The sequence below is a fragment of the Spongiibacter thalassae genome (assembly GCF_012272835.1).
Taxonomy (GTDB): domain Bacteria; phylum Pseudomonadota; class Gammaproteobacteria; order Pseudomonadales; family Spongiibacteraceae; genus Spongiibacter; species Spongiibacter thalassae.
In genome coordinates, this window is sequence record NZ_JAAWWK010000005.1 from 22,125 (window position 1) to 45,008 (window position 22,884).

23 protein-coding genes are annotated in these 22,884 nt (G+C 57.4%); 17 read left to right on the forward strand and 6 right to left on the reverse strand.

Translation table 11 applies throughout. From position 1 onward, the window contains the following. Positions 1 to 138 precede the first annotated feature (138 nt). Both HCU74_RS13475 and HCU74_RS13480 read right to left on the reverse strand, forming a co-directional pair. Positions 139 to 1,620 carry a YifB family Mg chelatase-like AAA ATPase gene (locus HCU74_RS13475; RefSeq protein ID WP_168450962.1) on the reverse strand — a complete coding sequence of 494 codons (1,482 nt, stop codon included), beginning with the start codon at positions 1,618 to 1,620 and terminating at the stop codon, positions 139 to 141. Positions 1,621 to 1,674: 54 nt separating this feature from the next. Continuing rightward, positions 1,675 to 1,932, reverse strand: coding sequence for an accessory factor UbiK family protein (locus HCU74_RS13480; protein ID WP_168450963.1), 258 nt, complete (start codon positions 1,930 to 1,932; stop codon positions 1,675 to 1,677). A gap of 239 nt (positions 1,933 to 2,171) precedes the next feature. Here HCU74_RS13480 and HCU74_RS13485 point away from each other — a divergent pair, with 239 nt between their 5' ends. The 7 genes from HCU74_RS13485 to ureG are packed head-to-tail and all read left to right on the forward strand — an operon-like array spanning position 2,172 to position 7,369. Further along, positions 2,172 to 3,068, forward strand: a complete 897-nt coding sequence (locus HCU74_RS13485) for an urease accessory protein UreD (protein ID WP_168450964.1) — start codon at positions 2,172 to 2,174, stop codon at positions 3,066 to 3,068. 40 nt (positions 3,069 to 3,108) lie between these two features. Next, entirely contained in the window at positions 3,109 to 3,411 is a 303-nt protein-coding gene (gene ureA / locus HCU74_RS13490; protein WP_168450965.1) for an urease subunit gamma, read from the forward strand. A 30-nt stretch (positions 3,412 to 3,441) separates the two neighbouring features. Then, positions 3,442 to 3,792 carry an urease subunit beta gene (locus HCU74_RS13495; RefSeq protein ID WP_168450966.1) on the forward strand — a complete coding sequence of 117 codons (351 nt, stop codon included), beginning with the start codon at positions 3,442 to 3,444 and terminating at the stop codon, positions 3,790 to 3,792. Next, positions 3,789 to 5,492: an urease subunit alpha gene (gene ureC / locus HCU74_RS13500; RefSeq protein ID WP_168450967.1), complete on the forward strand. Its 1,704-nt coding sequence runs from the start codon at positions 3,789 to 3,791 to the stop codon at positions 5,490 to 5,492. The genes HCU74_RS13495 and ureC overlap by 4 nt, the downstream gene beginning before the upstream one ends. 18 nt (positions 5,493 to 5,510) lie before the next feature. Next, positions 5,511 to 6,047, forward strand: coding sequence for an urease accessory protein UreE (gene ureE / locus HCU74_RS13505; protein ID WP_168450968.1), 537 nt, complete (start codon positions 5,511 to 5,513; stop codon positions 6,045 to 6,047). Next, positions 6,040 to 6,708 carry an urease accessory protein UreF gene (locus tag HCU74_RS13510; protein WP_168450969.1) on the forward strand — a complete coding sequence of 223 codons (669 nt, stop codon included), beginning with the start codon at positions 6,040 to 6,042 and terminating at the stop codon, positions 6,706 to 6,708. Before ureE ends, HCU74_RS13510 begins: the two co-directional genes overlap by 8 nt. A 43-nt stretch (positions 6,709 to 6,751) precedes the next feature. Further along, positions 6,752 to 7,369: an urease accessory protein UreG gene (ureG, locus tag HCU74_RS13515; protein WP_168450970.1), complete on the forward strand. Its 618-nt coding sequence runs from the start codon at positions 6,752 to 6,754 to the stop codon at positions 7,367 to 7,369. Between the two features lie 35 nt (positions 7,370 to 7,404). Here the strand turns inward: ureG and HCU74_RS13520 are convergent, their stop codons facing one another. Further along, a complete protein-coding gene (locus HCU74_RS13520; protein ID WP_246864643.1) occupies positions 7,405 to 8,235 on the reverse strand; it encodes an SDR family NAD(P)-dependent oxidoreductase in 831 nt (276 codons plus the stop codon). 92 nt (positions 8,236 to 8,327) lie between these two features. Then, positions 8,328 to 9,317, reverse strand: a complete 990-nt coding sequence (locus tag HCU74_RS13525; protein ID WP_168450971.1) for a zinc-dependent alcohol dehydrogenase family protein — start codon at positions 9,315 to 9,317, stop codon at positions 8,328 to 8,330. A 146-nt stretch (positions 9,318 to 9,463) separates the two neighbouring features. Here HCU74_RS13525 and HCU74_RS13530 point away from each other — a divergent pair, with 146 nt between their 5' ends. The 10 genes from HCU74_RS13530 (at position 9,464) to HCU74_RS13575 (ending at position 20,614) form a co-directional block, all read left to right on the forward strand. Next, on the forward strand, positions 9,464 to 10,378 hold the full coding sequence (locus HCU74_RS13530; RefSeq protein ID WP_168450972.1) for a LysR family transcriptional regulator: 915 nt from the start codon (positions 9,464 to 9,466) through the stop codon (positions 10,376 to 10,378). Between the two features lie 642 nt (positions 10,379 to 11,020). Continuing rightward, on the forward strand, positions 11,021 to 12,337 hold the full coding sequence (gene urtA / locus HCU74_RS13535) for an urea ABC transporter substrate-binding protein (RefSeq protein WP_210425282.1): 1,317 nt from the start codon (positions 11,021 to 11,023) through the stop codon (positions 12,335 to 12,337). 63 nt (positions 12,338 to 12,400) lie between these two features. Then, positions 12,401 to 14,116, forward strand: coding sequence for an urea ABC transporter permease subunit UrtB (urtB, locus tag HCU74_RS13540; protein WP_246864644.1), 1,716 nt, complete (start codon positions 12,401 to 12,403; stop codon positions 14,114 to 14,116). Between the two features lie 39 nt (positions 14,117 to 14,155). Continuing rightward, the gene (gene urtC, locus HCU74_RS13545; RefSeq protein ID WP_210425312.1) at positions 14,156 to 15,283 is read left to right on the forward strand and encodes an urea ABC transporter permease subunit UrtC; all 1,128 of its coding nucleotides are present in this window, start codon (positions 14,156 to 14,158) and stop codon (positions 15,281 to 15,283) included. Beyond that, positions 15,280 to 16,056 carry an urea ABC transporter ATP-binding protein UrtD gene (urtD, locus tag HCU74_RS13550; protein WP_210425283.1) on the forward strand — a complete coding sequence of 259 codons (777 nt, stop codon included), beginning with the start codon at positions 15,280 to 15,282 and terminating at the stop codon, positions 16,054 to 16,056. Before urtC ends, urtD begins: the two co-directional genes overlap by 4 nt. A 1-nt stretch (position 16,057) precedes the next feature. Beyond that, positions 16,058 to 16,753 (forward strand): urea ABC transporter ATP-binding subunit UrtE, encoded by a 696-nt coding sequence (gene urtE, locus HCU74_RS13555; RefSeq protein ID WP_168450974.1) that lies wholly within the window; start codon positions 16,058 to 16,060, stop codon positions 16,751 to 16,753. 132 nt (positions 16,754 to 16,885) lie between these two features. Further along, the gene (locus HCU74_RS13560) at positions 16,886 to 17,761 is read left to right on the forward strand and encodes a coiled-coil domain-containing protein (RefSeq protein ID WP_168450975.1); all 876 of its coding nucleotides are present in this window, start codon (positions 16,886 to 16,888) and stop codon (positions 17,759 to 17,761) included. Positions 17,762 to 18,227: 466 nt separating this feature from the next. After that, a complete protein-coding gene (locus tag HCU74_RS13565; RefSeq protein ID WP_168450976.1) occupies positions 18,228 to 18,872 on the forward strand; it encodes a TorF family putative porin in 645 nt (214 codons plus the stop codon). Positions 18,873 to 18,962: 90 nt separating this feature from the next. Further along, the gene (gene glnK, locus HCU74_RS13570) at positions 18,963 to 19,301 is read left to right on the forward strand and encodes a P-II family nitrogen regulator (RefSeq protein WP_168450977.1); all 339 of its coding nucleotides are present in this window, start codon (positions 18,963 to 18,965) and stop codon (positions 19,299 to 19,301) included. A gap of 68 nt (positions 19,302 to 19,369) precedes the next feature. Then, positions 19,370 to 20,614, forward strand: a complete 1,245-nt coding sequence (locus HCU74_RS13575; protein WP_168450978.1) for an ammonium transporter — start codon at positions 19,370 to 19,372, stop codon at positions 20,612 to 20,614. A 142-nt stretch (positions 20,615 to 20,756) separates the two neighbouring features. Here the strand turns inward: HCU74_RS13575 and HCU74_RS13580 are convergent, their stop codons facing one another. Together HCU74_RS13580 and HCU74_RS13585 are read right to left on the reverse strand one after the other, a co-directional pair. Next, the gene (locus HCU74_RS13580) at positions 20,757 to 21,983 is read right to left on the reverse strand and encodes a hypothetical protein (protein WP_168450979.1); all 1,227 of its coding nucleotides are present in this window, start codon (positions 21,981 to 21,983) and stop codon (positions 20,757 to 20,759) included. 2 nt (positions 21,984 to 21,985) lie between these two features. Then, a complete protein-coding gene (locus HCU74_RS13585) occupies positions 21,986 to 22,768 on the reverse strand; it encodes an outer membrane lipoprotein-sorting protein (RefSeq protein ID WP_246864645.1) in 783 nt (260 codons plus the stop codon). Between the last annotated feature and the right edge of the window lie 116 nt (positions 22,769 to 22,884).

A 22,884-nucleotide genomic window follows, 5' to 3' on the forward strand; every position in this document is an offset into this window, starting at 1 on the left:
GACCCCCGGGACAGACCCCCGGGACAGACCCCCGGGACAGACCCCCGGGACAGACCCCCGGGACAGACCCCCGGGACAGACCCCCGGGACAGACCCCCGGGACAGACCCCCGGGACAGACCCCCGGGACAGACCCCGGTTAAAGGTCGCCGCGGTAGAGAATGGCTTCGTGGAGGTGGGGCAGTTCAATATGGTCAGCGGCGGCGAGGTCGGCGATGGTGCGGGCGACTTTCAGAATGCGGTGGTGGGCGCGGGCGCTGAGGTTGAGTCGCGCTTCGGCCTGCATCATAAATTGCGTGCCGTCGCGGTTCAGGCTGCAATCTTCGGCCACCTCTGGAGCGTCGAGCAGGGCGTTGACTTTGTTCCGGCGCTGCATTTGCCGCTGACGGGCTTCGCATACCCGCTTGCGCAAGGTGGCGCTGTCTTCTCCGGCGGGGCTTTGTTGCAGTTCGCCCACCGCCATGCGCTGTACCCGCAGGCGCAGGTCGATGCGGTCGAGCAAGGGGCCGGAAATACGATTGCGATAGCGTTGTATCTGGTCCGGTGTGCAGCGGCAGGGTTGGCGGTCGTCGCCATCGTAGCCACAGGGGCAGGGGTTCATGGCGGCGATAAGTTGAAAACGAGCCGGAAATGTCAGTTGCTGGCGTGCGCGGGAGATCACCACTTCGCCGGATTCCATCGGTTCCCGCAGTACCTCCAGCACTTTGCGGGGAAACTCCGGTAGTTCGTCCAGGAACAGCACACCCCGGTGGGCCAATGAGATTTCTCCAGGGCGGGGGCTGCTGCCTCCGCCAACGAGGGCGGCGGCGGAGGCGGTGTGGTGGGGTGTGCGGAAGGGGCGTTGCAGCTTTAACGGCTGGCCGGCCACCGATTGCATAATGGCGATATCGCACTGCTCCTCATCGGTGAGCGGCGGCAATATTCCGGGCAGACGGCTGGCGAGGAGGGTTTTCCCAGTGCCAGGAGGGCCGCTGAAAAGGAGGCTGTGGCAACCGGCGGCGGCAATTTCCAGCGCACGTTTGGCCATCGCCTGCCCCCGCACATCGGCAATGTCCGGGTAGCGCCCGCCGTCGTCGATAATATCGGCGCAGCTGCCCTCGGGCAGTGGCTGGCGCTGGCAGAGGTGGGCGGCCACGCTGAGCAGGTCGGTCGCTTCCCGCAGTGCGCTGGCGTTCACCAGTGAGGCCAGACCGCTATTGTCTTTGGGGAGAACCAGGGTTCTTTGGGCCTGTTCGCACTGGATGGCGGCGGGCAGGGCGGCGGCAACGGCGCGCAGTTCTCCGCCAAGACCGAGTTCGCCGAGAAATTCATAGTCGGCGGTTTGCTGCTGGGTAAGTTGGCCGGTAGCGAGCAAAATACCGATGGCAATGGGCAGATCGAAGCGGCCCCCTTCCTTGGGAAGGTCTGCCGGTGCCAGGTTGACGGTGATGCGGCTGACGGGGAAGTTGAACTGGGAGTTTATTAATGCCGATCGCACACGGTCCTTTGCCTCGCGCACGGTGGCCTCGGGCAGACCGACTATATTGAAGGCGGGCAGTCCCCCTGAGAGGTGGACTTCGACGGTGATTAGTGGGGCATCGACACCCAGGCGGGCGCGGCTGTATACCGTGGCAAGGGCCATAGACTCATCCTTGAGTAGACGGCACCGAATCTGCGCGAGGGCGCGCGGAGTCGGCTAGGTCGGAGTGTTGTCGTCAAGTTGACGGGTGATGTCGGCGAGCTGTGCCTCGAGGGCCTCGACCCGCGCCCGAGTGCGGTTGAGCACGGCCAGCTGCGCGTCAAACTCGTCCCTGGACACCACATTCATTTTGCTGAAGGCGTTCTGCACCAGTACCTGGAGTTTGGCCTCGATATCCTGCTGAATCTCGGGCCCCTGACTGATAAGCCGGCCCGCCTGTTCGGCGAGTTGAGAAATAAAGTCCGGTCGTGCCATGGATCTGCTACCTTTTTTAACAATGGGGCATCGCCGCTTAGTGTACTGTATTTTACCCGCAGGCGCGTCGTGGCCGGAGTTGGCGGCACGCACAAATGAGGTGCGATTAGCGGCTGTAAATTAATGTTGCGCGAGGGTGGTGCACAATTCTGGTACAAAGTTTGCTGTCGGTAGTTTGAATCAGGCGACTCACGCGCCACCAAAGTGCAGCACACTCGCTGTCAAAGTAAGGGTATTTTTTGAAGGTTTTACCACGTATAGCGCCGATTTCGGCACCTGCCGGGACACCGGGCGTCGCCGCGACGGCGGCAAAGCACTGGGCGGCGGCCATTGAATTGGACTTTGAACATCGACGGGATCGCACTGCTTTGGTGCGATCAAGCCATGTTGGTCCCCTGAGAGTGCAACGACCCTTTTACCCGGAGGGAGGGTGTTGCCACTTATATTTACTGCACCCACCGGGCGGCATGGTGCCCGGTGATGAGCTGAGTGTTGCCCTGTCGCTGGCCAGCGGCAGCCATTTGTTAATGACCACGCCCTCTGCCGGCAAGGTGTATCGCAGCGATGCACATGCCACCCGTCAGCGCCAGGGCGTTATGGCCAAGGTGGCTGCGGGGGCGATGCTGGAATGGCTGCCCCAGGAAACGATCGTCTTCGAGGGTGCTCAAGGCATTTTGCACAACCGCTTTGAATTGAGTGGCGACGCCCGCCTGTGCGCCTGGGATATTGTGGTGCTGGGCCGCCGCGCCAGTGGTGAGGCCTTTCGCCATGGCCGCTGTGAGCAGCTCTTTGAGGTCTATCGGGAGGGGCGCCCCCTGTTGCACGAGCGCACGAACTATATTGGTGGCTCGGCAATGTTAACGGCACCCTGGGGCATGGCCTCGGCTTCGGTCAGCGGCAGTATGGTGGTTACGCTGAGCACTAACCGCGACCAGTTGGACAGCCTGCGCGAGTCACTGGCGGCGTTGGCGCTGGCCGGTGAGTGGGGGCTGAGCCAGAAGGGAGAGTTGCTATTGGTGCGATACTTGGGCGATTCAGCGGAAAAGGCGCGCTGGGGGTTTGAGCATATCTGGGCGCGTGTGCGGCCGATGATGGGGCAGGCGGTGGTGAGCCGTCCGCGTATCTGGAATACCTGATTTTGATAATTCGACAAGCTGATAAGGCAGGAAATTAACGATGGAATTGAGTCCACGGGATAAAGACAAACTGCTGATTTTTACCGCGGCCCTGCTGGCCGAGCGGCGCAAGGCCAAGGGATTGAAACTGAACTACCCCGAGGCCATTGCGCTGATTAGCGCAGAGGTGATGGAGGGGGCCCGTGAGGGGCGCAGTGTGGCGGAAATGATGAGTGCCGGTCGTCAGGTGCTGGGCCGGGATGATGTGATGGATGGTGTGGCTGAAATGATCCACGAGGTTCAGGTAGAGGCCACCTTTCCCGACGGCACCAAGCTGGTGACCGTGCACAACCCCATTGTTTGATTGCCTCAGTGGCAGCATAAGGAGACAGCCATGATTCCCGGAGAAGTGCAGGTTGCCGAGGGCGAAATCGAATTGAATGCAGGGCGACAAACCCTGCGCATAGACGTGGCCAATAGCGGCGACCGCCCGATACAGGTGGGCTCTCACTACCATTTTTACGAAACCAACCTCGCACTGGTGTTTGATCGGGAGGCGGCGCGGGGATTTCGCCTGAATATAGCCGCGGGCACGGCGGTGCGTTTCGAGCCCGGACAAAGCCGCGAAGTGGAGCTGGTCGCATTGGTCGGCAAACGAGAAGTATATGGATTTCGCGGCGATGTGATGGGACCGCTGGATGGTCCTTCGGCATCGTCAACCGCAAATAAGGGAGCAGACGCATGACTCGCATTGACCGCCGCGCCTACGCGGATATGTATGGCCCCACGGTGGGCGATCGCCTGCGTCTGGGTGACACCGAGCTGTGGATTTCGGTCGAAAAGGACTACACCCATTACGGTGAGGAGGTGAAGTTCGGGGGAGGCAAGGTCATTCGCGACGGTATGGGCCAGAGCCAGCTGGGCAGCGCCGACACCCCTGACACGGTGATTACCAATGCCATTATTCTCGACCACTGGGGCGTGATCAAAGCCGATGTGGCCATCAAGAGCGGGCGTATTGCGGCAATCGGCAAGGCCGGTAACCCGGACATCCAGCCCGATGTCGATATTATTGTTGGCCCCGGCACCGAAGTGATCGCCGGTGAGGGTCAGGTACTCACCGCAGGGGGCATCGACGCTCACATTCACTTTATTTGCCCCCAGCAAATTGAAGAGGCCCTGATGAGTGGGGTGACCACCATGATTGGTGGCGGCACCGGCCCGGCCACCGGCACCAATGCCACTACCTGTACGCCGGGGCCTTGGCATCTCGGCAAAATGCTGCAGGCGGCGGAAAGTTTTCCGATGAACCTCGGCTTCCTTGGTAAGGGTAATGCCAGCCTGCCCCTATCGCTGGAAGAACAACTGGAAGCGGGGGCGATGGGCCTCAAACTGCACGAGGACTGGGGAACCACTCCTGCGTCGATAGACTGTTGCCTGAGTGTGGCGGAAAAATACGATGTGCAGGTGGCAATTCACACCGACACCCTCAATGAGTCCGGTTTTGTTGAAGATACCCTCGCAGCCTTCAAGGGGCGTACCATTCACACCTACCACACCGAGGGTGCCGGGGGTGGTCACGCGCCGGATATTATCAAGGCCTGCGGCTCCGACAATGTGTTGCCCTCGTCAACCAACCCCACTCGGCCGTACACGGTGAATACCGTGGACGAGCATCTGGATATGTTGATGGTGTGCCATCACCTCGATCCCAATATTCCTGAAGACGTCGCCTTTGCCGACTCGCGTATTCGCAAGGAAACCATCGCCGCCGAAGATATTCTTCACGACCTGGGGGCGTTTTCGATGATCTCGTCGGATTCCCAGGCCATGGGCCGCGTGGGTGAAGTGGTGTGCCGCACCTGGCAGACTGCCCACAAAATGAAGGTGCAGCGCGGTCCTCTGCCCGAGGACAGCGAGCACAACGACAACTTCCGCGCCCGTCGTTATATTGCCAAGTACACGATTAACCCAGCCATCGCTCACGGTATTTCCCATGAAGTGGGATCGGTGGAGGTGGGCAAACTGGCAGATCTGGTGCTGTGGAAGCCGATGTTTTTCGGTATCAAACCGTCGATGATTATCAAGGGCGGGGCGATTGCCGCGGCGCCGATGGGCGATCCCAATGCCTCGATTCCCACCCCGCAGCCGGTGCATTACCGAATGATGTTTGGTGCCTATGGCAAGGCCTGTACCGCAACCGCGGTGACCTTTGTCAGCAAGGCGGCGTTGGAGACTGATCTGGCAGAGCGGTTGGGGCTGGAGCGCCCGCTGGTGGCGGTGAAAAACTGCCGCTCGGTGACCAAGGCCGATATGGTGCACAATAATTATCAGCCGGTGATGGAAGTGGACCCCGATACCTACGAGGTGCGCGCCGATGGTCAGCTGCTGATCTGCGAGCCTGCCACGGAATTGCCCCTGGCCCAGCGCTACTGTCTGTTTTAAGAGAAGCGAATACCCACTATGCTCGAATGTTATGAATACTTTACCGGTGCCGACGCCCAGGCGTTGTCGGTGGCAGCTGACGCCGAATTACGGCTGGTGTTTCAGGACCGGCAGCGCAGCCGCTGTCGCGCCCGTGCTGTAGATGGCCGGGAAGTCGCCTGGTTTGTGGAGCGCGGCGTGGTGCTGTGTGATGGCGATGTATTGACCGCAAGCAGCGGTGAAACCGTGCTGGTGTTGGCGGCGGAGGAAACCCTGTCGGTGGTGACGAGTAACGATGCCCTGCTGTTATGCCGAGCGGCCTACCACCTGGGCAATCGGCATATGCCCTTGCAGGTTCTAGAGGGGGAGCTGCGCTACCAGCACGACCATGTGCTGGACGATATGGTGCGGGGTTTGGGGCTCTCGGTGGAAGTTGCACAGCGTCCTTTTCAGCCGGAAAACGGTGCATATCATGGCTCGGGTCACGGCCATGCCCACGGTCACTCCCACTCTAACTCCCATGGGAATGGCCATTCCCATGGGCACAGTCACAGAGATGAGCACGCCCATGGCTAAGCCACTGCTGCACCTGATGCAACTGGTCAGCCCGGCGCTGCCGGTGGGGGCCTATGCCTACTCCCAGTGTCTGGAGTTTGCGGTGGAGAGCCGCTGGGTGAGCTCACTGGCAGAGGCCGAGGACTGGATCGGCGAAGTTATGGGGCACAGCCTTGGCGGGCTGGACCTGCCGGTACTGCGCAGGCTTCATCAGCTGGCCACTGCTGACGATGACGAGGGGCTGATTTACTGGAACGACTTTTTACAGGCCAGCCGGGAATCCCGGGAGCTGCTGCTGGAAGATGTGCAGATGGGCGAGGCCCTGCTGCGGCTGATGCGGGATATCGACCTTCCTGCCGCCCAGCGCTGGCCCGAGGAGCGCCCGCCCAGCTTTGCCACCATGTTTGCCCTGGCCGCTGTGCATTGGCAGGTGGAGCTTGACGACTGCCTGGATGGCTTTGCCTGGAGCTGGCTGGAAAATCAGGTGGCGGCGGCGATAAAGCTGGTGCCGCTGGGACAGACCGATGGCCAGCGACTGCTGCTGCGCCTGATGCCGAAACTGAGCGAGGCGGTGGCCAAGTCGGCCCACCTCGGCGACGACGAATTGGGGGTGGGGCTGCCGCGTCTGGCGATGGCCTCGGCCCAACACGAAACACAGTATTCACGTTTATTCCGCTCCTGAGTCAGGGTGACTCGCTGCGGAACTATCTGGTTTGGAGAGATACATGAAAAAACCCGCCTTGCGTTTGGGAATCGGTGGCCCGGTGGGCTCTGGTAAAACAGCACTGGTAAAAACCCTCTGCGCAGAGTTGAAGGACCGCTTTAATATCGCGGTCATTACCAATGATATTTACACTCGGGAAGACGCCGACTTTCTGCTGCGCCACGAGGTGCTCGACGAAGACCGCATCCTCGGTGTGGAAACCGGCGGCTGCCCCCACACCGCGATTCGCGAAGATGCGTCGATGAATTTGTCGGCGGTGGGTGAGCTGAATCGCCGCTTCCCTGGCCTGGAACTGGTGATGATTGAAAGCGGCGGTGACAACCTCGCGGCCACCTTCAGCCCGGAATTATCCGATTTGACCATCTACGTGATTGACGTCTCTGCCGGAGACAAAATTCCCCGCAAGGGCGGCCCGGGGATTACCCGCAGCGATTTGCTGGTGATAAATAAAATAGACCTGGCACCGCTGGTCGGCGCGAGTCTTGAGGTGATGGATCGCGATGCGAAAAAAATGCGCGGCGATAAGCCCTTTGTCTTCAGCAACCTGAAAGACGGCACCGGTGTTTCCACCATCATCGACTTTATCGTGCACCAGGGAATGCTGGAAACGGCGCAATAGGCTCGACGGGCTGAGCTGGATGTTTCGGGGGGCTGTTACTCCTCCATTGCCCCCATTATTGCCTCTGCCATTGCCGCCAGCACGGCACCGCGTGTGTCGGCGTTCAGTGCGTCGGGGTGGGGGGCGGCATACTTGCCCTGATCGTTATCAAAATATTGGTGAGAGCGGATCGCTCCGGGGCCGGTGGCCAGTTGGTGCAAAATCCGCACACCGATGCCGATATCCTTTCCCGCCGAGGCAAAGCCTTCCTTGACCATTTTACTGGCGAGCATTGAGGCGGGGTTGACCGCAACGATACTCTGATTGGCCGAGAGGGGCAGCGCGGCGGTATCCATTGACCACATCGTCAGCGCCAGCTTGCTTTGGGCGTAGGCATTGAAGTCGTCGGCGATGGTTTCCTCTCCCCGTAACGCCCGCAGATTAACCGGCGCCTGCGCCGCTGAGGAAAGATTGATAATGCGGGCGTCGTCGCTCAGTGCCGGGTGGAGCTGGCGGCTTAACACCCACGGCGCAATGGCATTGACCATGAACCGCATATCAACGCCGTTAGCGGCAATCCGATGGGGTGTTTTGAAAATGCCGGCATTATTGATAAGAACGTCGATGGTACCGACCCGTTGGCGAACATTCGCCGCCAGTTGATAAACCTCGGGGAGCTTGGCCAGATCGGCGACGAAGGTCTCTATCGGGTCGCCGGTGCCGAGCCCGGCGAGTTGCTCTGCGCTGGCTTTAACCTTGTCGGGGTTGCGCCCATGCAGCAGTACGCGGTGTCCCGCTGTTAACAGCGATTTTGCGGTTTCCAGGCCAATGCCGTCGGTTGAGCCGGTAATGAGCAGTGTTTTTTGCATCGGAGTATCCTGTTGCATAGAAGGTTCCTTTGTCTTGCCGGCCAGCAGAGTAGCGCTCTGAGCCCCTTATGTGCAGAAGTGAATCACTGCTCTGCCGGTTGAGCCCGTCTTTAAAAACCCTCAAGCACGATCTTGCCCATCGCCTTGCCGCTGACCAGATGCTGATGGGCCTGTGCGACCTCTCTTACCGAAAAGGTGCTGCTATCCAGTAAGGGCTTGTAGTGGCCCTCGTCGGTGAGTCGGGCAATGTCACGGAGAATACGCTGATGTACCTCCCGCTGGTGGTTGTGCAGCATCGGGATCAGCATAAATACCACATGAAGCGACAGGCCGCGCAGGTGGGCGGTGCTCAGATCCAGGTTCAGTAGCGTGGTTGTCGTGACCACCTGGCCGTTGAGGGCGGTGGCTTCAAAGGATTTCAGCAGATTGGTATTGCCCACCGTGTCGTATACCACGTCGAAGCCGGCACCGTCGGTGTACTGCTCAACGTATTCTGCGACTCCCTGGGTCTGATAGTTAATGGGGGTGGCGCCCATGGCCTTGATCGCGGCCAATGCCTCGTCGTTGCCGCCGGTGGCGTACACCTCAGCGCCGCGCTGTACCGCCAGCTGTACGGCAACATGGCCGACGCCGCCGCTGCCACCGTGGATCAGCACCCGCTGACCGGCGTGAACATTGGCCCGCTCTAGCCCTTCCAGGGCGGTAATGCCGACCAGTGGGATAGCCGCGGCTTGCCGCAGCGACAGGCTGGCGGGCTTATGGGCAACGAGACGGGCATCAGCGGCAATATATTCGGCCTGACTTCCCGCCAGGTCTGCCAGCCCACCGGCGCATCCGTAAACCTCGTCGCCGGGTTTAAAACCGTCCACGGCGTCTCCTACGGCTTCAATGGTGCCGGCGAAATCCATACCGAGGATGGCGGGCAGGTCAGGCGACAGTGGCAGGTCCTTGCCCATCGCGCCGATCATGGTGTCTACGGTATTCACACTGGTGGCCGCGACGCGAACCAGCACCTGGCCTGCAGCGGGTTGGGGGGTGGCGACATCGCGGAGTTCAAACTGGGCTTGTGGGCCGTATTGGGTCAGTACCATGGCTTTCATCGGGTGATCTCCTGATAACTAAGGGTAGCGTGGTTATTTATGGGGTGGCTGTGTATCGGGCCTCTGGGTATGGAGTGACTGTACATATTTCTGATAAGCGATAGAATTGGGGTGAAATGTAATTCACTATTCGGTTATTTTTGAAAATGGACACGCTTTCCCTGCGCCTGTTTATTCGTATTGAGGAGCTGCGCTCGATTACCGCTGCGGCACGTGACCTCGCCCTGTCGCCGGCCAGTGCCAGCGCTCGACTGGGTAAGCTGGAAGCCAGCCTGGGAACCCGCCTGTTCCACCGCACGACCCGGGAGGTCACGTTGACCACCGATGGCAGTGCCTTCCTGCCCTTTGCCCAGGACGCGCTGGAACTGCTGGAGGCGGGGGCGGCGACACTTTCAGGCGAGGCGCAACAGGCCCACGGCCTGTTGCGTATGTCGATGCCAGGCTCCTTCGGGCGGATGTACATCATGCCGGTGATCGGTGAGTTTCAGGCCCGCTACCCCGATATCACGCTGGATTTGCGCCTGTCTGACGAGGTGCAGGACGTGGTCAAGGGGGCCTTTGATCTGGTGATTCGCAATGCGCCGCTGGAGGACAGCGGTCTGATCGCCCGCCAGCTGGCCAGCGATCAACGGTTATTGGTGGCCTCGCCGGAGTATCTGGCCGGGGCGGGAGTACCACAAAGCCCTGAAGATCTTTCTCAGCATCATATTGTGGCCTTTCCGGGAGACACGCAGTGGGCGTTTGAGGATCACCGTTCCGTGGGTATTACGCCGACGACAACCGTTAACGACGGCGAAGCGATGCGGCTGCTGTTGGAGCGCGGGGCAGGGATTGGTGTGAAATCGCTGTGGAATGCCAGTCAGAGTCTGAGAGAGGGGCGCCTGGTGCCGGTGTTGCCCGGCTACCCGCTGCTCACCCGCTCCGCGATTTGGGCGGTGCATCCGAGTGGGCGTGTCGTTGCTCCAAAGGTGAGGGCGATGATTGATTTTCTCCTGGGGGTATTTTCGCCGGTGGCACCCTGGGAGGTCGGTACGGCCCAAGGCATTGTCCTCACCGATTAAGCCCTCGACGTTGTCAGCGGAGTGTTGTGTCGGCGGTGCTGGTTCCCGGTCTGTTTCGTCGAAGTTTGTGTTGGAAGTGCCAAGTCAGCAATGATCTTGCCCCAAATTAGTTCGATTTTTATTTAACAGCTTTTTCTTGTCGTGGCTTCATTTGGTGCAATATTGCAGTGCAGGTGGAGTTATAGCGCTGTGCTTCATAGACCAGTTCCTGTCGATTTTACTCTGGACTAAAACCCGGTGAAATCGAAAACTCATCAGCCTGGCTGAGGTAGTTGGGCGCTGAAGTAGCGTATTTATCCGGGGGATTTCTGCGCTCCCTCCCGGTTTTCGCGTGGGGCTTATCTTTATTTTTTCTCCTCAAAACCTTTTCAGCGATCATCTGGACGATAGCGAAAAGCGGTGCTTTATACCTGTTGCGCACCAAGTTGGTGTCAGTGCACCAACATAAAACCACTATCTGCACGGATTTTTCAATTAAGCATGGCTCTCTGCCACTTATTTGTGCGCAATTCGCGCTAAGACCTAGCACTCACGTCGCTTTCCATCTGTTGGCACCAAATCTGCTTTAAGCACGCGGTAGTTTCGCGAGCACAGTGTTGTCGCTGTCGCTGCGTTCTTAACAAAAGAGTATGGAGCTCAAATATGGAAAGTCGAAAATCGATAAAGACATTCGCCAAGCGCGGTGGCATTGCTCTTGCGGCAGCGACGCTTAGCCTGAGTGCGTCCATTGCCCAGGCGGCGGATACCATCAAGGTTGGTGTACTGCACTCTCTGTCAGGCACGATGGCAATCAGTGAAACCACGCTGAAAGACACGGTGCTGATGTTGGTGGAAGAGCAAAACAAAAAAGGCGGTGTGCTGGGTAAGAAACTGGAGCCGGTTGTTGTAGACCCTGCCTCCAACTGGCCGCTGTTTGCCGAGAAGACCAAAGAGCTGCTGGAAAAAGAAAAGGTCGATGTTATTTTTGGTTGCTGGACATCGGTATCGCGTAAATCAGTACTTCCGGTTATCGAGGAGCTGAACGGCCTGCTGTTCTATCCGGTTCAGTACGAAGGTGAAGAATCGTCGAAGAATGTGTTCTACACCGGTGCGGCGCCCAACCAGCAGGCGATTCCTGCGGTGGACTACCTGATGAGTAAAGACGGTGGTTCAGTGAAGCGCTGGGTACTGGCGGGTACCGACTATGTTTATCCCCGTACGACCAACAAAATCCTTGAAGCCTATCTGAAAAGCAAAGGCGTCAAATCATCAGATATCATGATTAACTACACGCCTTTCGGTCACTCTGATTGGCAGACCATTGTGTCTGATATTAAAAAGTTTGGCTCGCAGGGTAAGAAAACCGCAGTGGTTTCCACCATTAACGGCGACGCCAACGTGCCCTTCTACAAAGAGCTTGCGAACCAGGGTATTTCAGCGGGTGACATTCCTGTTGTTGCCTTCTCGGTGGGTGAAGAAGAGCTTTCCGGCTTTGACACCGCGCCATTGGTTGGTCACCTGGCCGCATGGAACTACTTTATGAGCGCCCCTTCAGATGCCAACGATGCCTTTATCGACAAATGGCTGGAATTTATCGGCGACAAAAAGCGCGTGACCAACGACCCCATGGAAGCGACCTACATCGGCTTCAAAATGTGGGTGAAAGCGGTTGAGAAAGCCGGTACGACCGATGTTGATAAAGTGCACGATGCCATTATCGGTATCAGCGTACCTAACCTGACCGGTGGCATCGCGACCATGCTGCCAAACCACCACCTGACCAAGCCGGTGCTGATCGGTGAAATTCAGGACAACGGCCAGTTCGATATCGTATGGCAAACCGACGGCGCTGTGCCCGGTGATGCCTGGACTGACTTCCTGCCGGAAAGTGCCAAGCTGGAAGCGGATTGGAAAGATCCAAAGATCATGTGTGGTAACTACAACACTGAAACCAAGAAGTGCTCAGGTCAGAACTACTGATCCAGCCAGCGGGCTCTTTCGAGCCCGCTACTCCCTGCCGCTCCGCACTGATGGAGCTTGTTTATGGATAACGCAATGACTTTGCCCCGTTATATTTTTCGCAGTGCATTGATAGTACTGCTGGCAATGGCAGCCCTGGCCCAGGCAGATATGGCCACAGATTCTGTTGTTCAGGGTGCTCAGATTGAGTCCGCTGACAGCGCTATTGAGGCTTCTGCCGAAATGTCGGTAGAAGAAGTGTTTGCCGAGCTGATTGCTGCGCGCAGTACCTCGGCCAAGACTGACACCATTCAAAAAATCGCTAACTCTGACTTCCCCCAGGCCCAGACCGTGTTGCAGGCGCTTCAGGAAGGGGAGTTGTATTACACCAAGGCCAAGCCTCCGGTACTGGTATTTGCCGTTAATCATCCCGACGGTTATAGCATCAGTTCGGCACTCAATGGCGAAGACCTTGGTGTCGTCGGCCTGCGCGATGTGCGCAAGGTCAGTATTAATAATGCCCTGCGCAATTTGTTGCGTGGCTTGTTGGCGGAAATGGCCCTGCGCAGCGAGTCGGTTGATGTCCGCTTGCAGGCAGCGAAAAATTTGATTCGCAGCCCCGCCGAGGAATACCTGCCCGCGATTGAAAAGGCTATCGCCAATGAGACCAGTGACAAGGTGCTGGTGTCGCTAAGGTTGGCCGAGGGCATGATTAACATCAACAGCGACGAACAGACCAAACGCCTGGCGGCGATCGAGGCATTCAGCGACACTTTGGACAGCGATGTGATGTCGCTGCTGGCGGGAATGCAAATACAGGACGCCGACGGCAATTATCAGGAAAGCGATGAGGTCGTGCGTCTTGCTGCGGCGGAAGTGCTGCGCGATATGAAGGCGCAGGCGCAGTTATATAAAATTGTTGAAAACACCTTTTTCGGTTTGAGCCTCGGCTCGGTGTTATTACTGACGGCGGTCGGCCTGGCGATCACCTTCGGGGTAATGGGCGTGATCAATATGGCCCACGGTGAAATGATGATGCTGGGTGCCTACACCACCTATGTTATCCAGCTGATCATGCCGAACTATATCGACTACTCGATTATCGTGGCGATACCGGCGGCGTTTCTTGTTTCGGGTCTGGTGGGCATCATTATCGAGCGGGGCATAATTCGTCATCTCTATGGCCGCCCGCTGGAGACCCTGCTGGCGACCTTTGGTGTGAGTCTGATTTTGCAGCAGGCCGTGCGCAGTATTTTCTCGCCCTTGAATAAGTCGGTCACTGCTCCCTCGTGGCTGAGTGGTTCCTGGGAAATCAATGGCGCCTTGTCGCTGACCTACAACCGGTTGTACATCATTGTGTTCAGTCTTGTGGTGTTGGCCTTGCTGTTGTTTGTGCTGAAGAAGACCTTTGTAGGTTTGCAAATGCGGGCGGTAACCCAAAACCGGGCCATGGCGAATTCAATGGGGATTCGCACCGGCTGGGTGGATGCGCTGACCTTTGGTCTGGGCTCGGGCATCGCCGGTATTGCAGGGGTGGCCCTCAGCCAGTTGACCAATGTCGGCCCCAACCTGGGCCAGAGCTATATCATCGACTCGTTCATGGTGGTGGTCTTCGGCGGTGTCGGCAATCTGTTCGGTACCTTCTTTGCGGCGATGAGCCTGGGTGTGGCGAATAAATTCCTCGAACCCTTTGCCGGCGCCGTGCTGGCCAAGATCTTTGTGCTTGTCTTTATCATCCTGTTTATCCAATGGCGGCCGCGCGGATTGTTCGCGCTGAAAGGCCGTTTTGTGGAGGATTGATCGACCGTGTCTAAATTTGATGACGTTTTTAAACAAAGCCTGATTGGCCGACTGTTGCAGTCGGACCGGGCGGGAACCTGGCTATTGGGCGCGTTGCTGGCCCTGGCCGTGCTGGTGCCATTTTTTAATCTGGTGATTCCCGCCGACAGCTTCCTGCATCTGCCCACCTATCTGGTGGTGCTGATGGGGAAATATCTGTGCTACGCATTGCTGGCGCTGGCACTGGATTTGATCTGGGGCTATTGCGGTATTCTCAGTCTGGGTCACGGCGCTTTCTTCGCGCTGGGTGGCTACGCGATGGGGATGCACCTGATGCGCCAGATTGGCGACCGGGGTGTTTACGGTAACGCAGAGCTGCCGGACTTTATGGTCTTCCTGAACTGGACGGAACTGCCCTGGTACTGGTACGGCTTTGATAACTTCTTCTTTGCCATGTTTATGGTGGCTCTGGTGCCGGCGGCCCTGGCCTTTGTGTTTGGTTGGTTGGCCTTCCGCTCCCGAGTGACCGGAGTGTATCTGTCGATTATTACCCAGGCCATGACCTATGCCCTGTTGCTGGCCTTCTTCCGCAACGATATGGGCTTTGGCGGGAATAACGGCCTGACTGATTTCAAGGACATTCTCGGTTTCAGTCTGCAATCCGATGGCACGCGCAATGTGCTGTTTGTGCTTTCAGCCTTGAGTGTGGCCGGAGCCTATGTGCTGTGCCGGGCGATTGTCAGCAGCAAATACGGTCGAGTGCTGGTGGCGATTCGCGATGCGGAAAGCCGCACTCGTTTTATGGGCTATCGGGTTGAGCACTTCAAGCTGTTTGTATTTGTCGTGTCGGCGATGCTGGCGGGTATTGCCGGAGCGTTGTACGTGCCTCAAGTGGGCATTATCAATCCCGGTGAGTTCTCTCCGGTGAACTCCATCGAAATCGTTATCTGGGTGGCGGTTGGTGGTCGCGGAACGCTGTTTGGCGCGGTGATTGGCGCCATCGTGGTGAACTACGCCAAGACCTATTTTACCGGTGCCTTTCCCGAGGTCTGGCTGTTTATGCTGGGGGCCTTGTTTGTTATCAGCACCCTGTACTTGCCCAAGGGCATTGTCGGTGTCGTCAATCAATACCGCGAGCGCCTGGCGGTAAAGAACAGTGCTAATAAACCTCAGGAGCTTTCATCATGAGTGCGGTCCCCAAGCCCGGTTATCACTTTGAAGAAATGCAGAGCATGCTGTATCTCAACGGGGTGACCAAGAGTTTCGACGGTTTCAAGGCGATTAATAATCTGTCGCTGGATATCGCCCCCGGCGAATTGCGGGCGATTATCGGCCCCAATGGTGCGGGCAAAAGTACGATGATGGATATCATCACCGGCAAGACCCGGCCCGATGTCGGCGAGGTGCGTTTTCGCGACAGCATCGACCTGACCCGCTACGACGAGGCGGAAATTGCCAACCTTGGCATAGGCCGAAAATTCCAGAAGCCGACGGTCATCGAAAGCCTGAGTCTGTGGGACAACCTTGAACTGGCCCTGGCGGGTAATCGCAGTGTGGTGAAAGCCCTGTTCCACAAATTGTCCGGCGAGCAGCGGGACCGTATCGCTGAGGTTATTGAGCTGGTGGGCTTGGCCAAGCGCGCACAGGAATTGGCGGGCAATCTTTCCCACGGGCAAAAGCAGTGGCTGGAAATCGGCATGTTGATTATGCAGGAACCTGAACTGTTGCTGGTGGACGAACCTGCCGCGGGGATGACCGACCAGGAAACCATGGAGACCGCCGCGCTGCTCAAAGAGATCAACCGCGATCACACGATTGTGGTGGTAGAGCACGATATGGATTTCATCAAGGCGCTGGACAGCAAAGTGACCGTGCTGCACGAGGGCAGTGTGCTGGCGGAGGGTCGCCTCGAGGTGGTCTCGGCTAATCCCCGTGTTATCGAAGTTTATCTGGGGCGTTGATATGTTAGTGGTAGAAAATATCGATCTTTACTACGGCGCCAGCCAGGCGCTGAAACAGGTGAGTTTGACCGCCGAAAAAGGCGAGGTGACCTGTATTCTTGGCCGCAATGGTGTCGGCAAATCCAGTCTGGCCAGGGCGATTACCGGTCGCCATCCGGTGCGCAGTGGCAATATCGTCTGGGAGGGCAAGCAAATAGGGGGCATGGGGCCAGCGGATCGTGCCCGCAACGGCATTGCCTACGTTCCCCAGGGGCGGGAAATTTTTTCCCAGCTAACGGTGCTGGAAAATCTCTACACCGGCTATGCGCCGCTAAAACGTCGCGAGCGCAAAATCAGTTCTGAAATCTACGACCTGTTTCCGGTGTTGAAGGACATGCTGCGCCGCCGAGGTGGCGATCTGTCCGGTGGCCAGCAACAGCAACTCGCGATTGCCCGTGCCCTGGTTACGCGACCGCGCCTGCTGGTATTGGATGAACCCACCGAGGGTATTCAGCCGTCGATTATCAAGGACATTCACAATGTCATCAGCATCCTGCGCCAGCAGGGCGAGATGGCGATTGTGCTGGTTGAGCAGTACTTCGATTTTGCCCGGGAGTTGGCCGACAGCTATGCGGTGATGGACCGGGGCGAAGTGTTGTTGTCCGGTCGCGGTAAAGACATGGTGGAAGAAGAAGTCCGTCGTCATATGACGGTATAAACTCACCCGCTGGGCAGAGCACTCCGTCACTGCGGAAAAGTGCTCGCGCCTGGGCTACACTGTCGTTTTCAACCCCGACGTCAACTTGGCTCGCGCTTCCGCGGGCCCGGTGACCCCGCGATGGAACGAGTTATGAAACGCTTTTTTGGGCTGTTGGCCCTGACCCTTCCCCTTTCTGTATTTTCCGCTGAATTGATTATTCCCGCTGGCGAAGAATTTGTGATCGATGCCGACCGGAGCGACATGAAAGTCAGTCTGCTCAAGATTGGCGACGGTGCCCGTATTCGAGTCGCCGAGGGTGTGGGGCATTGGCATTTACAGGTGGCGCGGGCAGAGATTGGTCGCAATGTGGTAATTGATGCCAGTGGTGCCGCAGGGCGCGCCGGCCGGGATGGCGGCGCACCGCTGAACTGCACTGCGGTCGCCGGCGAAGAGGGCGGCTCTGGTCACGACGGTGCCAACCTGGTTTGGCAGCTGGGGCTCGCGAAGTTGGGTAGTCTGAGAATTGTCAGTTCCGGTGGTGACGGCGGTGCAGGGGGGCGCGGCGGGGCCGGAGCCAATAAAAGTGACAACTGCCCTGAGCCTTCGTCGGGCGGCGACGGAGGCAGCGGCGGACATGGTGGCAATGGCGGTGATATAAGCATTGCCTATCGTCTGCTGGATGACGGTTTGACCGCCGCCAAAGTGCTGGATGGCATCAACCTGGCCAATGCCGGCGGTCGTGGCGGGGCCATGGGGCAGGGCGGCCCCGGTGGTGAAGGCGAGGGCGGCCGTTTTATCACCCGTCGTTCCCTTACAGGCAACCGGCAGTGGGTGGCCGGAGAGGGGCGGGCCGACGATGGTAGAAAGGGCAGCAAAGGTCGCCCCGGTGAGGCGGGGCAAAGCCATCTGCAACTCCTGTCGAGCAGTGTGGCGCCCTCAGAAAAAGGGTCTGATATCGATGCCCTCAGGCTCGAGCTTGAAGCACTGCAGCGCAGAGTGGAGCGGCTGGAGCAGAACCGAAATTAAAGCAGTGCAGCCGGTCTGCGCAGTCCTAGTGCAGTATGGTGCAGCTCGGTGGTGTTGAGGCCTCTCTTGCGAGCGTTCTGTTTCAACATGGTGCGCTAAGCCGCCGGCTGCCGAGGGTCATCGCCACGGCGGCCCGGGGGCGGTGAATAAAAAATATAACTATTTGATAATTATAAAGTTCCACCATTATTTTCAAAAATCACTGCGATTCCTTTCGGTGCGTAGTGCCTCATATCAATGCATGTTTCCCTTCTCTTTTTGGTTGGCGCATCATTATGGTGCGCAATTTGGGTGCTACCATTGGGATTGCCCTTGAATGGCACTGGTTACGGTGCTGTTGCTGAGCGCTTATGTTTTAACTTATTGATAATAAACAACTTTGTTAATGTTGGCATTGAAAATGCTAATTCCGCTGCAAGATTGTGATCAATCACTTTCTTGCAAACCTTAAGTGGAGACTAATGCAATGAAAAACGTAAAAACATTACTCGCAGCCAGCGTTGCTGCAGCATCAATGGCTATCGTAGCTGCGCCGGCTTCTGCTGAAGTATCTGCAAGCGCTTCGGTTGCCAGCATGTACCTGTGGCGTGGGCAGGATTTGTCCAACGGTTCACCCGCCGTGTCCGGTGACCTTGTTCTCAGCGCTGGTGGTTTGTACGGTGGCGTGTGGGGCTCAAGTGGTGACGATTCTGCAGGCCAGGAAGTCGATTACTTTGTGGGCTTTGCCACAGAAATTGGCGGCTTGAGCGTTGATCTGAGTGTCTGGAACTACGTCTATCCCGGCATGGCTGCTTCTGACAACGGCGATACCTTTGGCGACCTGAGTGAAGTTATTCTGGGCCTGGGTGCTGGCCCGGTTAGCCTGACCGTGTATGACAACGTCGCCGGTGATAACGGCTACATGTACTACACCCTGGGTTACGACGTTGGGGCTTTCTCCTTCACCGCTGGCGGCACTGACAACAAGGATGAAGACGGTAACTACGCTCACTTCGACGTGTCTTATGCCTATAACGACAACCTGAGCTTTACCTTCAGCCAGGTTGCTGACGAAGATGTAGATGACGACCTGAAATTCGTCGTTTCCTACAGCCTGCCTATTTCCATGTAAAACGTTTGCCTCTGCGGTCGCTGACTGCGGAGGCATTTTTTAATTCAGGCGATTTCAGTGTGCGTCACGCACATGACAAGGAGAACTCCGATGAAATTGATAACCGCGATTATCAAGCCCTTCAAACTTGACGACGTGCGTGAGGCGCTTTCTGACATTGGTGTGCAGGGTATTACTGTTACCGAGGTAAAAGGCTTTGGGCGTCAGAAGGGACACACTGAGCTGTACCGTGGTGCAGAGTATGTTGTCGACTTTCTGCCCAAGGTAAAAATTGAAGTTGCCGTGGCTGACGACGTTGTTGACAGCACACTTGAGGCGATCAGCAAGTCTGCCAACACCGGAAAAATCGGCGACGGCAAGATTTTTGTTTCGGCCCTTGAGCAGGTGATTCGTATCCGTACCGGTGAAACCGGCGAAGACGCGATTTAAAACAGCGCCCCGAGCACTGTTCCAACAAACTAAAAACAGTTTTTACTTTTCCCTTTGGAGGGCACGTGATGGAAGACATCATACAGGTCAAGTACGCCCTGGACACATTCTACTTTCTGGTCTGTGGCGCGTTAGTAATGTGGATGGCAGCAGGTTTTGCCATGCTGGAAGCCGGCTTGGTCCGTGCTAAAAATACCACTGAAATTCTTACCAAAAATATTTCCCTGTTCGCGGTCGCATGTACCATGTACCTGCTCTGCGGCTACACAATTATGTACGGCGGATCAGAGGGCGGTTTTTTACCCGACAGCTGGTTCGGCAACTCCATTTCTGACGCATCTGTAGAAGAAGTGCTGGCCTCTAACGGCGACACTTACTACTCAGGCTCTGCGGACTTTTTCTTCCAGGTGGTCTTCGTTGCCACGGCAATGTCCATCGTTTCCGGTGCAGTTGCCGAGCGTATGAAGCTGTGGGCCTTCCTGGCATTCGCAGTAGTGATGACTGGTCTTATCTACCCTCTGCAAGGCTCCTGGAGCTGGGGCGGCGGCTTCCTGTCTGAAGCCGGTTTCTCTGACTTCGCTGGCTCCGGTATCGTCCACATGTGTGGTGCTGCTGCAGCTCTGGCGGGTGTGTTGCTGCTGGGCTCGCGCAAAGGCAAGTACGGCGCTAACGGCCAGGTCAATGCGATTCCCGGTGCTAACCTGCCGCTGGCAACCCTGGGTACCTTCATCCTGTGGATGGGCTGGTTCGGTTTCAACGGCGGCTCTGAACTGATGGTGTCCAACATCGAAGAAGCCAACGCGACAGCGCAGGTCTTTGTTAACACCAATGCTGCAGCGAGTGGTGGTTTGATCGCAGCTCTGCTGGTGGCGCGCATCCTGTTCGGCAAAGCGGATTTGACCATGGCACTGAACGGTGCACTGGCTGGTCTGGTCGCTATTACTGCTGAACCCCTTGCTCCCGGCGCGGTTGAAGCAACCCTGATCGGTGCAGTGGGTGGCGTGCTGGTAGTGTTCTCTATCCTCGGCCTGGATAAGATCAAAATCGACGACCCCGTTGGTGCGATCTCTGTTCACGGTGTAGTGGGTCTGTGGGGTCTGCTGGCTGTGCCGCTGACTAACAGCGATGCAACCTTCGGCAACCAGATCTACGGTGCACTGGTTATCTTCGGCTGGACCTTCATCATCAGTGGTATCGTCTGGGCGATTCTGAAAGCGGTCATCGGCCTGCGTGTCTCTGAAGAAGAAGAGTACGAAGGTGTGGATCTGTCCGAGTGCGGTATGGAAGCTTACCCGGAGTTTACCGGCAAGTAATTCCACCTGATCGGCAATATGAAAAGGGCGTCCATAGGACGCCCTTTTTTTGTTGTGAGTATTATGGGAAAAATTGCAGTGTGAATAGTCGAGGTGGGTTGTAAGCCAGGGGAATTACCGCAGCGTGTTCCGGGCTTTTGTATTAAAAATAATAATCGATGCCCAGCTCCACAAAGCTGTCCTGCCGCAGAGGGAACAGTGCGTCTTCAGGTGAATTGCTGTGGAAGTAATTCAGCTCGAGACTGATCCGTGTCGCGGTGCCCACACGGGTGCTGCCTTCGACAACGGCCAGATGGGCATCATTGACGGTCAGATCCTGACTAACGCCCATAAGCAGTTCGGAGCCGGCAATGTCATTCAGGCTCAGTCGTGCGCCCAGAAACAGGTCGTCGTCGAAGGGGGCGACGGAGGCTGGGCGACTGTCATAGGAGTATTCTGCTATCCAGCCGAGATCCCAGCCACTGCCGGCGATATCTACCGTGGTCTTTTCAAAGCCAAAGGTTGTTGCGGCAAAGTCGGTGGCCAGGGTGCGGCTGAGCAGCTTGTTGCCAAGATAATCCCGGTAAATCGCCTCCAGCTTCCACAGCCAATCGCCATTTACATATTGGACGTCCAATCCGCTTTGTTGCATTTGGGGATAATACGGCCGCAGTACCGCTTCGCCGCGCTCGCTGTCGAGAAACAGCAGTGGCTCGCGGGAGGTGCCGCGGAATACCGACAACCCGACACTGACGTCGTTGACGTAGTGGCTCCAGCGCAGGGCCGTGTCGATATGCTCATCGCCGTCGCTGCTGGCATAAACGCCCTCCTCGACAGTAACCGGTATGGAACGCAGGCGACCGGCTTCTCCGGCGAAGGTGCGCTCACGAAAGCCGGGCAAGACCAGCAGGTCGAGAACGCCCCAGTCCTTTAACAGGGCCAGGTGAATCATGGCCTGGCCGAGCTTTTCCTCGCCATCGGGGGCTTCGACTTGATCGGTCTGATTAACAATGTCGACCAGGTGCCGGGATTCGGTGACCCCCCAAAACAGGGTGTTCACACCAACGGTCAGCTCGTAGCCGCCGCCAACATGTCGCCAGTAAGCCTCGCGAACATCGCCGTGGCGGCGTTCGGGATCATTGTGGTCGTGGCGGTAAAACAGTTTGATATTGATGCTGTCGTCGCCGTTGTTGAACTGCTGGTACCATTCCGGCACCACAACCAGCGACTGGCTGGCACTGCGCTGGCGTTGATCCAGCGGGGTGTCGGGAAACCAGCGGGACTGTATACCGACATAGCCCTGAACCTCGGCGTGCCCACCTGGCGGTGCGGCCAGGAACGCCGCCAGGGCCCACAGCGGAGCGGTTCTTGCCTGCCCGGTGCGCGCCACGGTTAGCGTGCCCGCATCAGGCTGTTGCGGGTGAAGTCCTCGCCGGTGAGGCCGGTATTGAACTGGTAGTCCTTCATCAGAATAACAGTGCGGTTGCCACTTTGATGGTTGACCATCACCTGCTTGCCGGGCCGCCAGAAGCGATCGAGGTATTTGAGGTAATCGCTGAGGGTCAGGGTTTTCAGCAGGCTTTGGCGCTTGTCGTAGTATTTGACCTTTAATGGTCGATATTCATCTTTATCAATCCAGATGGTTTCCTTGGAGTAGCCGGTGTAGGGGTCTTTGGAGCGGGCAAGGATCACAAAGCAGGTGGTGTCGCCGCAGGGCTCGTCGCGCAACCAGGTGTAGCTGTAGCGGGGCACCTCAAAGGAGTTGAGGTCTTCATAGGAAAATTCGCTGCCCATAAAGGGACTGGTTTTGTTTTTCGAGGAAATCTGTTTGACCCGCTTTAGCGCCGGTAAATAAAGCCACTGCTCATCGTCCTCAAGAACGTGGGTAAAGGTGAGAAACGCGGTACCCTGAACGTCGCGGGGGGTGTCGAAAATGGTTAAAGATTTGTCGCCGTCATCCACAACCTCCAGAGCCTGTATGCGCATTTCCCGTGTGGCGAGCAGCTTGTCGCGCCGGTACAGCTGCATTTCCATGGCAGCTCGACTGTCGTTCCAGCCCCGGTCACGGGCCTTGACCTGTTCGGCGATGGCCAGCCCCTTTTGGTCGGCGCTCATATCGCCGAAATCGGCTTCTGCATTGGCCTGTGCGGCAAGGAGGGTCGTTATTAAGACCATGAACAGTTGTCTGGCCGCGATCATAGAAACTCCGTTATTTGTTATGTAGTGGTGCAGTGCGCGCCGTTGTCGAGGTGGCGAACATACCGATCGTTATATATTATCTGCCCATTCAG

What these genes read in the sequence shown, in the direction of transcription:
- HCU74_RS13475 (WP_168450962.1), bottom strand. Translation starts at nt 1,620, where the DNA reads ATGGCCCTTGCCACGGTATACAGCCGCGCCCGCCTGGGTGTCGATGCC.
- HCU74_RS13480 (WP_168450963.1), bottom strand. Translation starts at nt 1,932, where the DNA reads ATGGCACGACCGGACTTTATTTCTCAACTCGCCGAACAGGCGGGCCGG.
- ureA (WP_168450965.1), top strand. Translation starts at nt 3,109, where the DNA reads ATGGAATTGAGTCCACGGGATAAAGACAAACTGCTGATTTTTACCGCG.
- HCU74_RS13495 (WP_168450966.1), top strand. Translation starts at nt 3,442, where the DNA reads ATGATTCCCGGAGAAGTGCAGGTTGCCGAGGGCGAAATCGAATTGAAT.
- ureC (WP_168450967.1), top strand. Translation starts at nt 3,789, where the DNA reads ATGACTCGCATTGACCGCCGCGCCTACGCGGATATGTATGGCCCCACG.
- ureE (WP_168450968.1), top strand. Translation starts at nt 5,511, where the DNA reads ATGCTCGAATGTTATGAATACTTTACCGGTGCCGACGCCCAGGCGTTG.
- HCU74_RS13510 (WP_168450969.1), top strand. Translation starts at nt 6,040, where the DNA reads ATGGCTAAGCCACTGCTGCACCTGATGCAACTGGTCAGCCCGGCGCTG.
- ureG (WP_168450970.1), top strand. Translation starts at nt 6,752, where the DNA reads ATGAAAAAACCCGCCTTGCGTTTGGGAATCGGTGGCCCGGTGGGCTCT.
- HCU74_RS13520 (WP_246864643.1), bottom strand. Translation starts at nt 8,235, where the DNA reads ATGCAACAGGATACTCCGATGCAAAAAACACTGCTCATTACCGGCTCA.
- HCU74_RS13525 (WP_168450971.1), bottom strand. Translation starts at nt 9,317, where the DNA reads ATGAAAGCCATGGTACTGACCCAATACGGCCCACAAGCCCAGTTTGAA.
- HCU74_RS13530 (WP_168450972.1), top strand. Translation starts at nt 9,464, where the DNA reads ATGGACACGCTTTCCCTGCGCCTGTTTATTCGTATTGAGGAGCTGCGC.
- urtA (WP_210425282.1), top strand. Translation starts at nt 11,021, where the DNA reads ATGGAAAGTCGAAAATCGATAAAGACATTCGCCAAGCGCGGTGGCATT.
- urtB (WP_246864644.1), top strand. Translation starts at nt 12,401, where the DNA reads ATGGATAACGCAATGACTTTGCCCCGTTATATTTTTCGCAGTGCATTG.
- urtD (WP_210425283.1), top strand. Translation starts at nt 15,280, where the DNA reads ATGAGTGCGGTCCCCAAGCCCGGTTATCACTTTGAAGAAATGCAGAGC.
- urtE (WP_168450974.1), top strand. Translation starts at nt 16,058, where the DNA reads ATGTTAGTGGTAGAAAATATCGATCTTTACTACGGCGCCAGCCAGGCG.
- HCU74_RS13560 (WP_168450975.1), top strand. Translation starts at nt 16,886, where the DNA reads ATGAAACGCTTTTTTGGGCTGTTGGCCCTGACCCTTCCCCTTTCTGTA.
- HCU74_RS13565 (WP_168450976.1), top strand. Translation starts at nt 18,228, where the DNA reads ATGAAAAACGTAAAAACATTACTCGCAGCCAGCGTTGCTGCAGCATCA.
- glnK (WP_168450977.1), top strand. Translation starts at nt 18,963, where the DNA reads ATGAAATTGATAACCGCGATTATCAAGCCCTTCAAACTTGACGACGTG.
- HCU74_RS13575 (WP_168450978.1), top strand. Translation starts at nt 19,370, where the DNA reads ATGGAAGACATCATACAGGTCAAGTACGCCCTGGACACATTCTACTTT.
- HCU74_RS13585 (WP_246864645.1), bottom strand. Translation starts at nt 22,768, where the DNA reads ATGGTCTTAATAACGACCCTCCTTGCCGCACAGGCCAATGCAGAAGCC.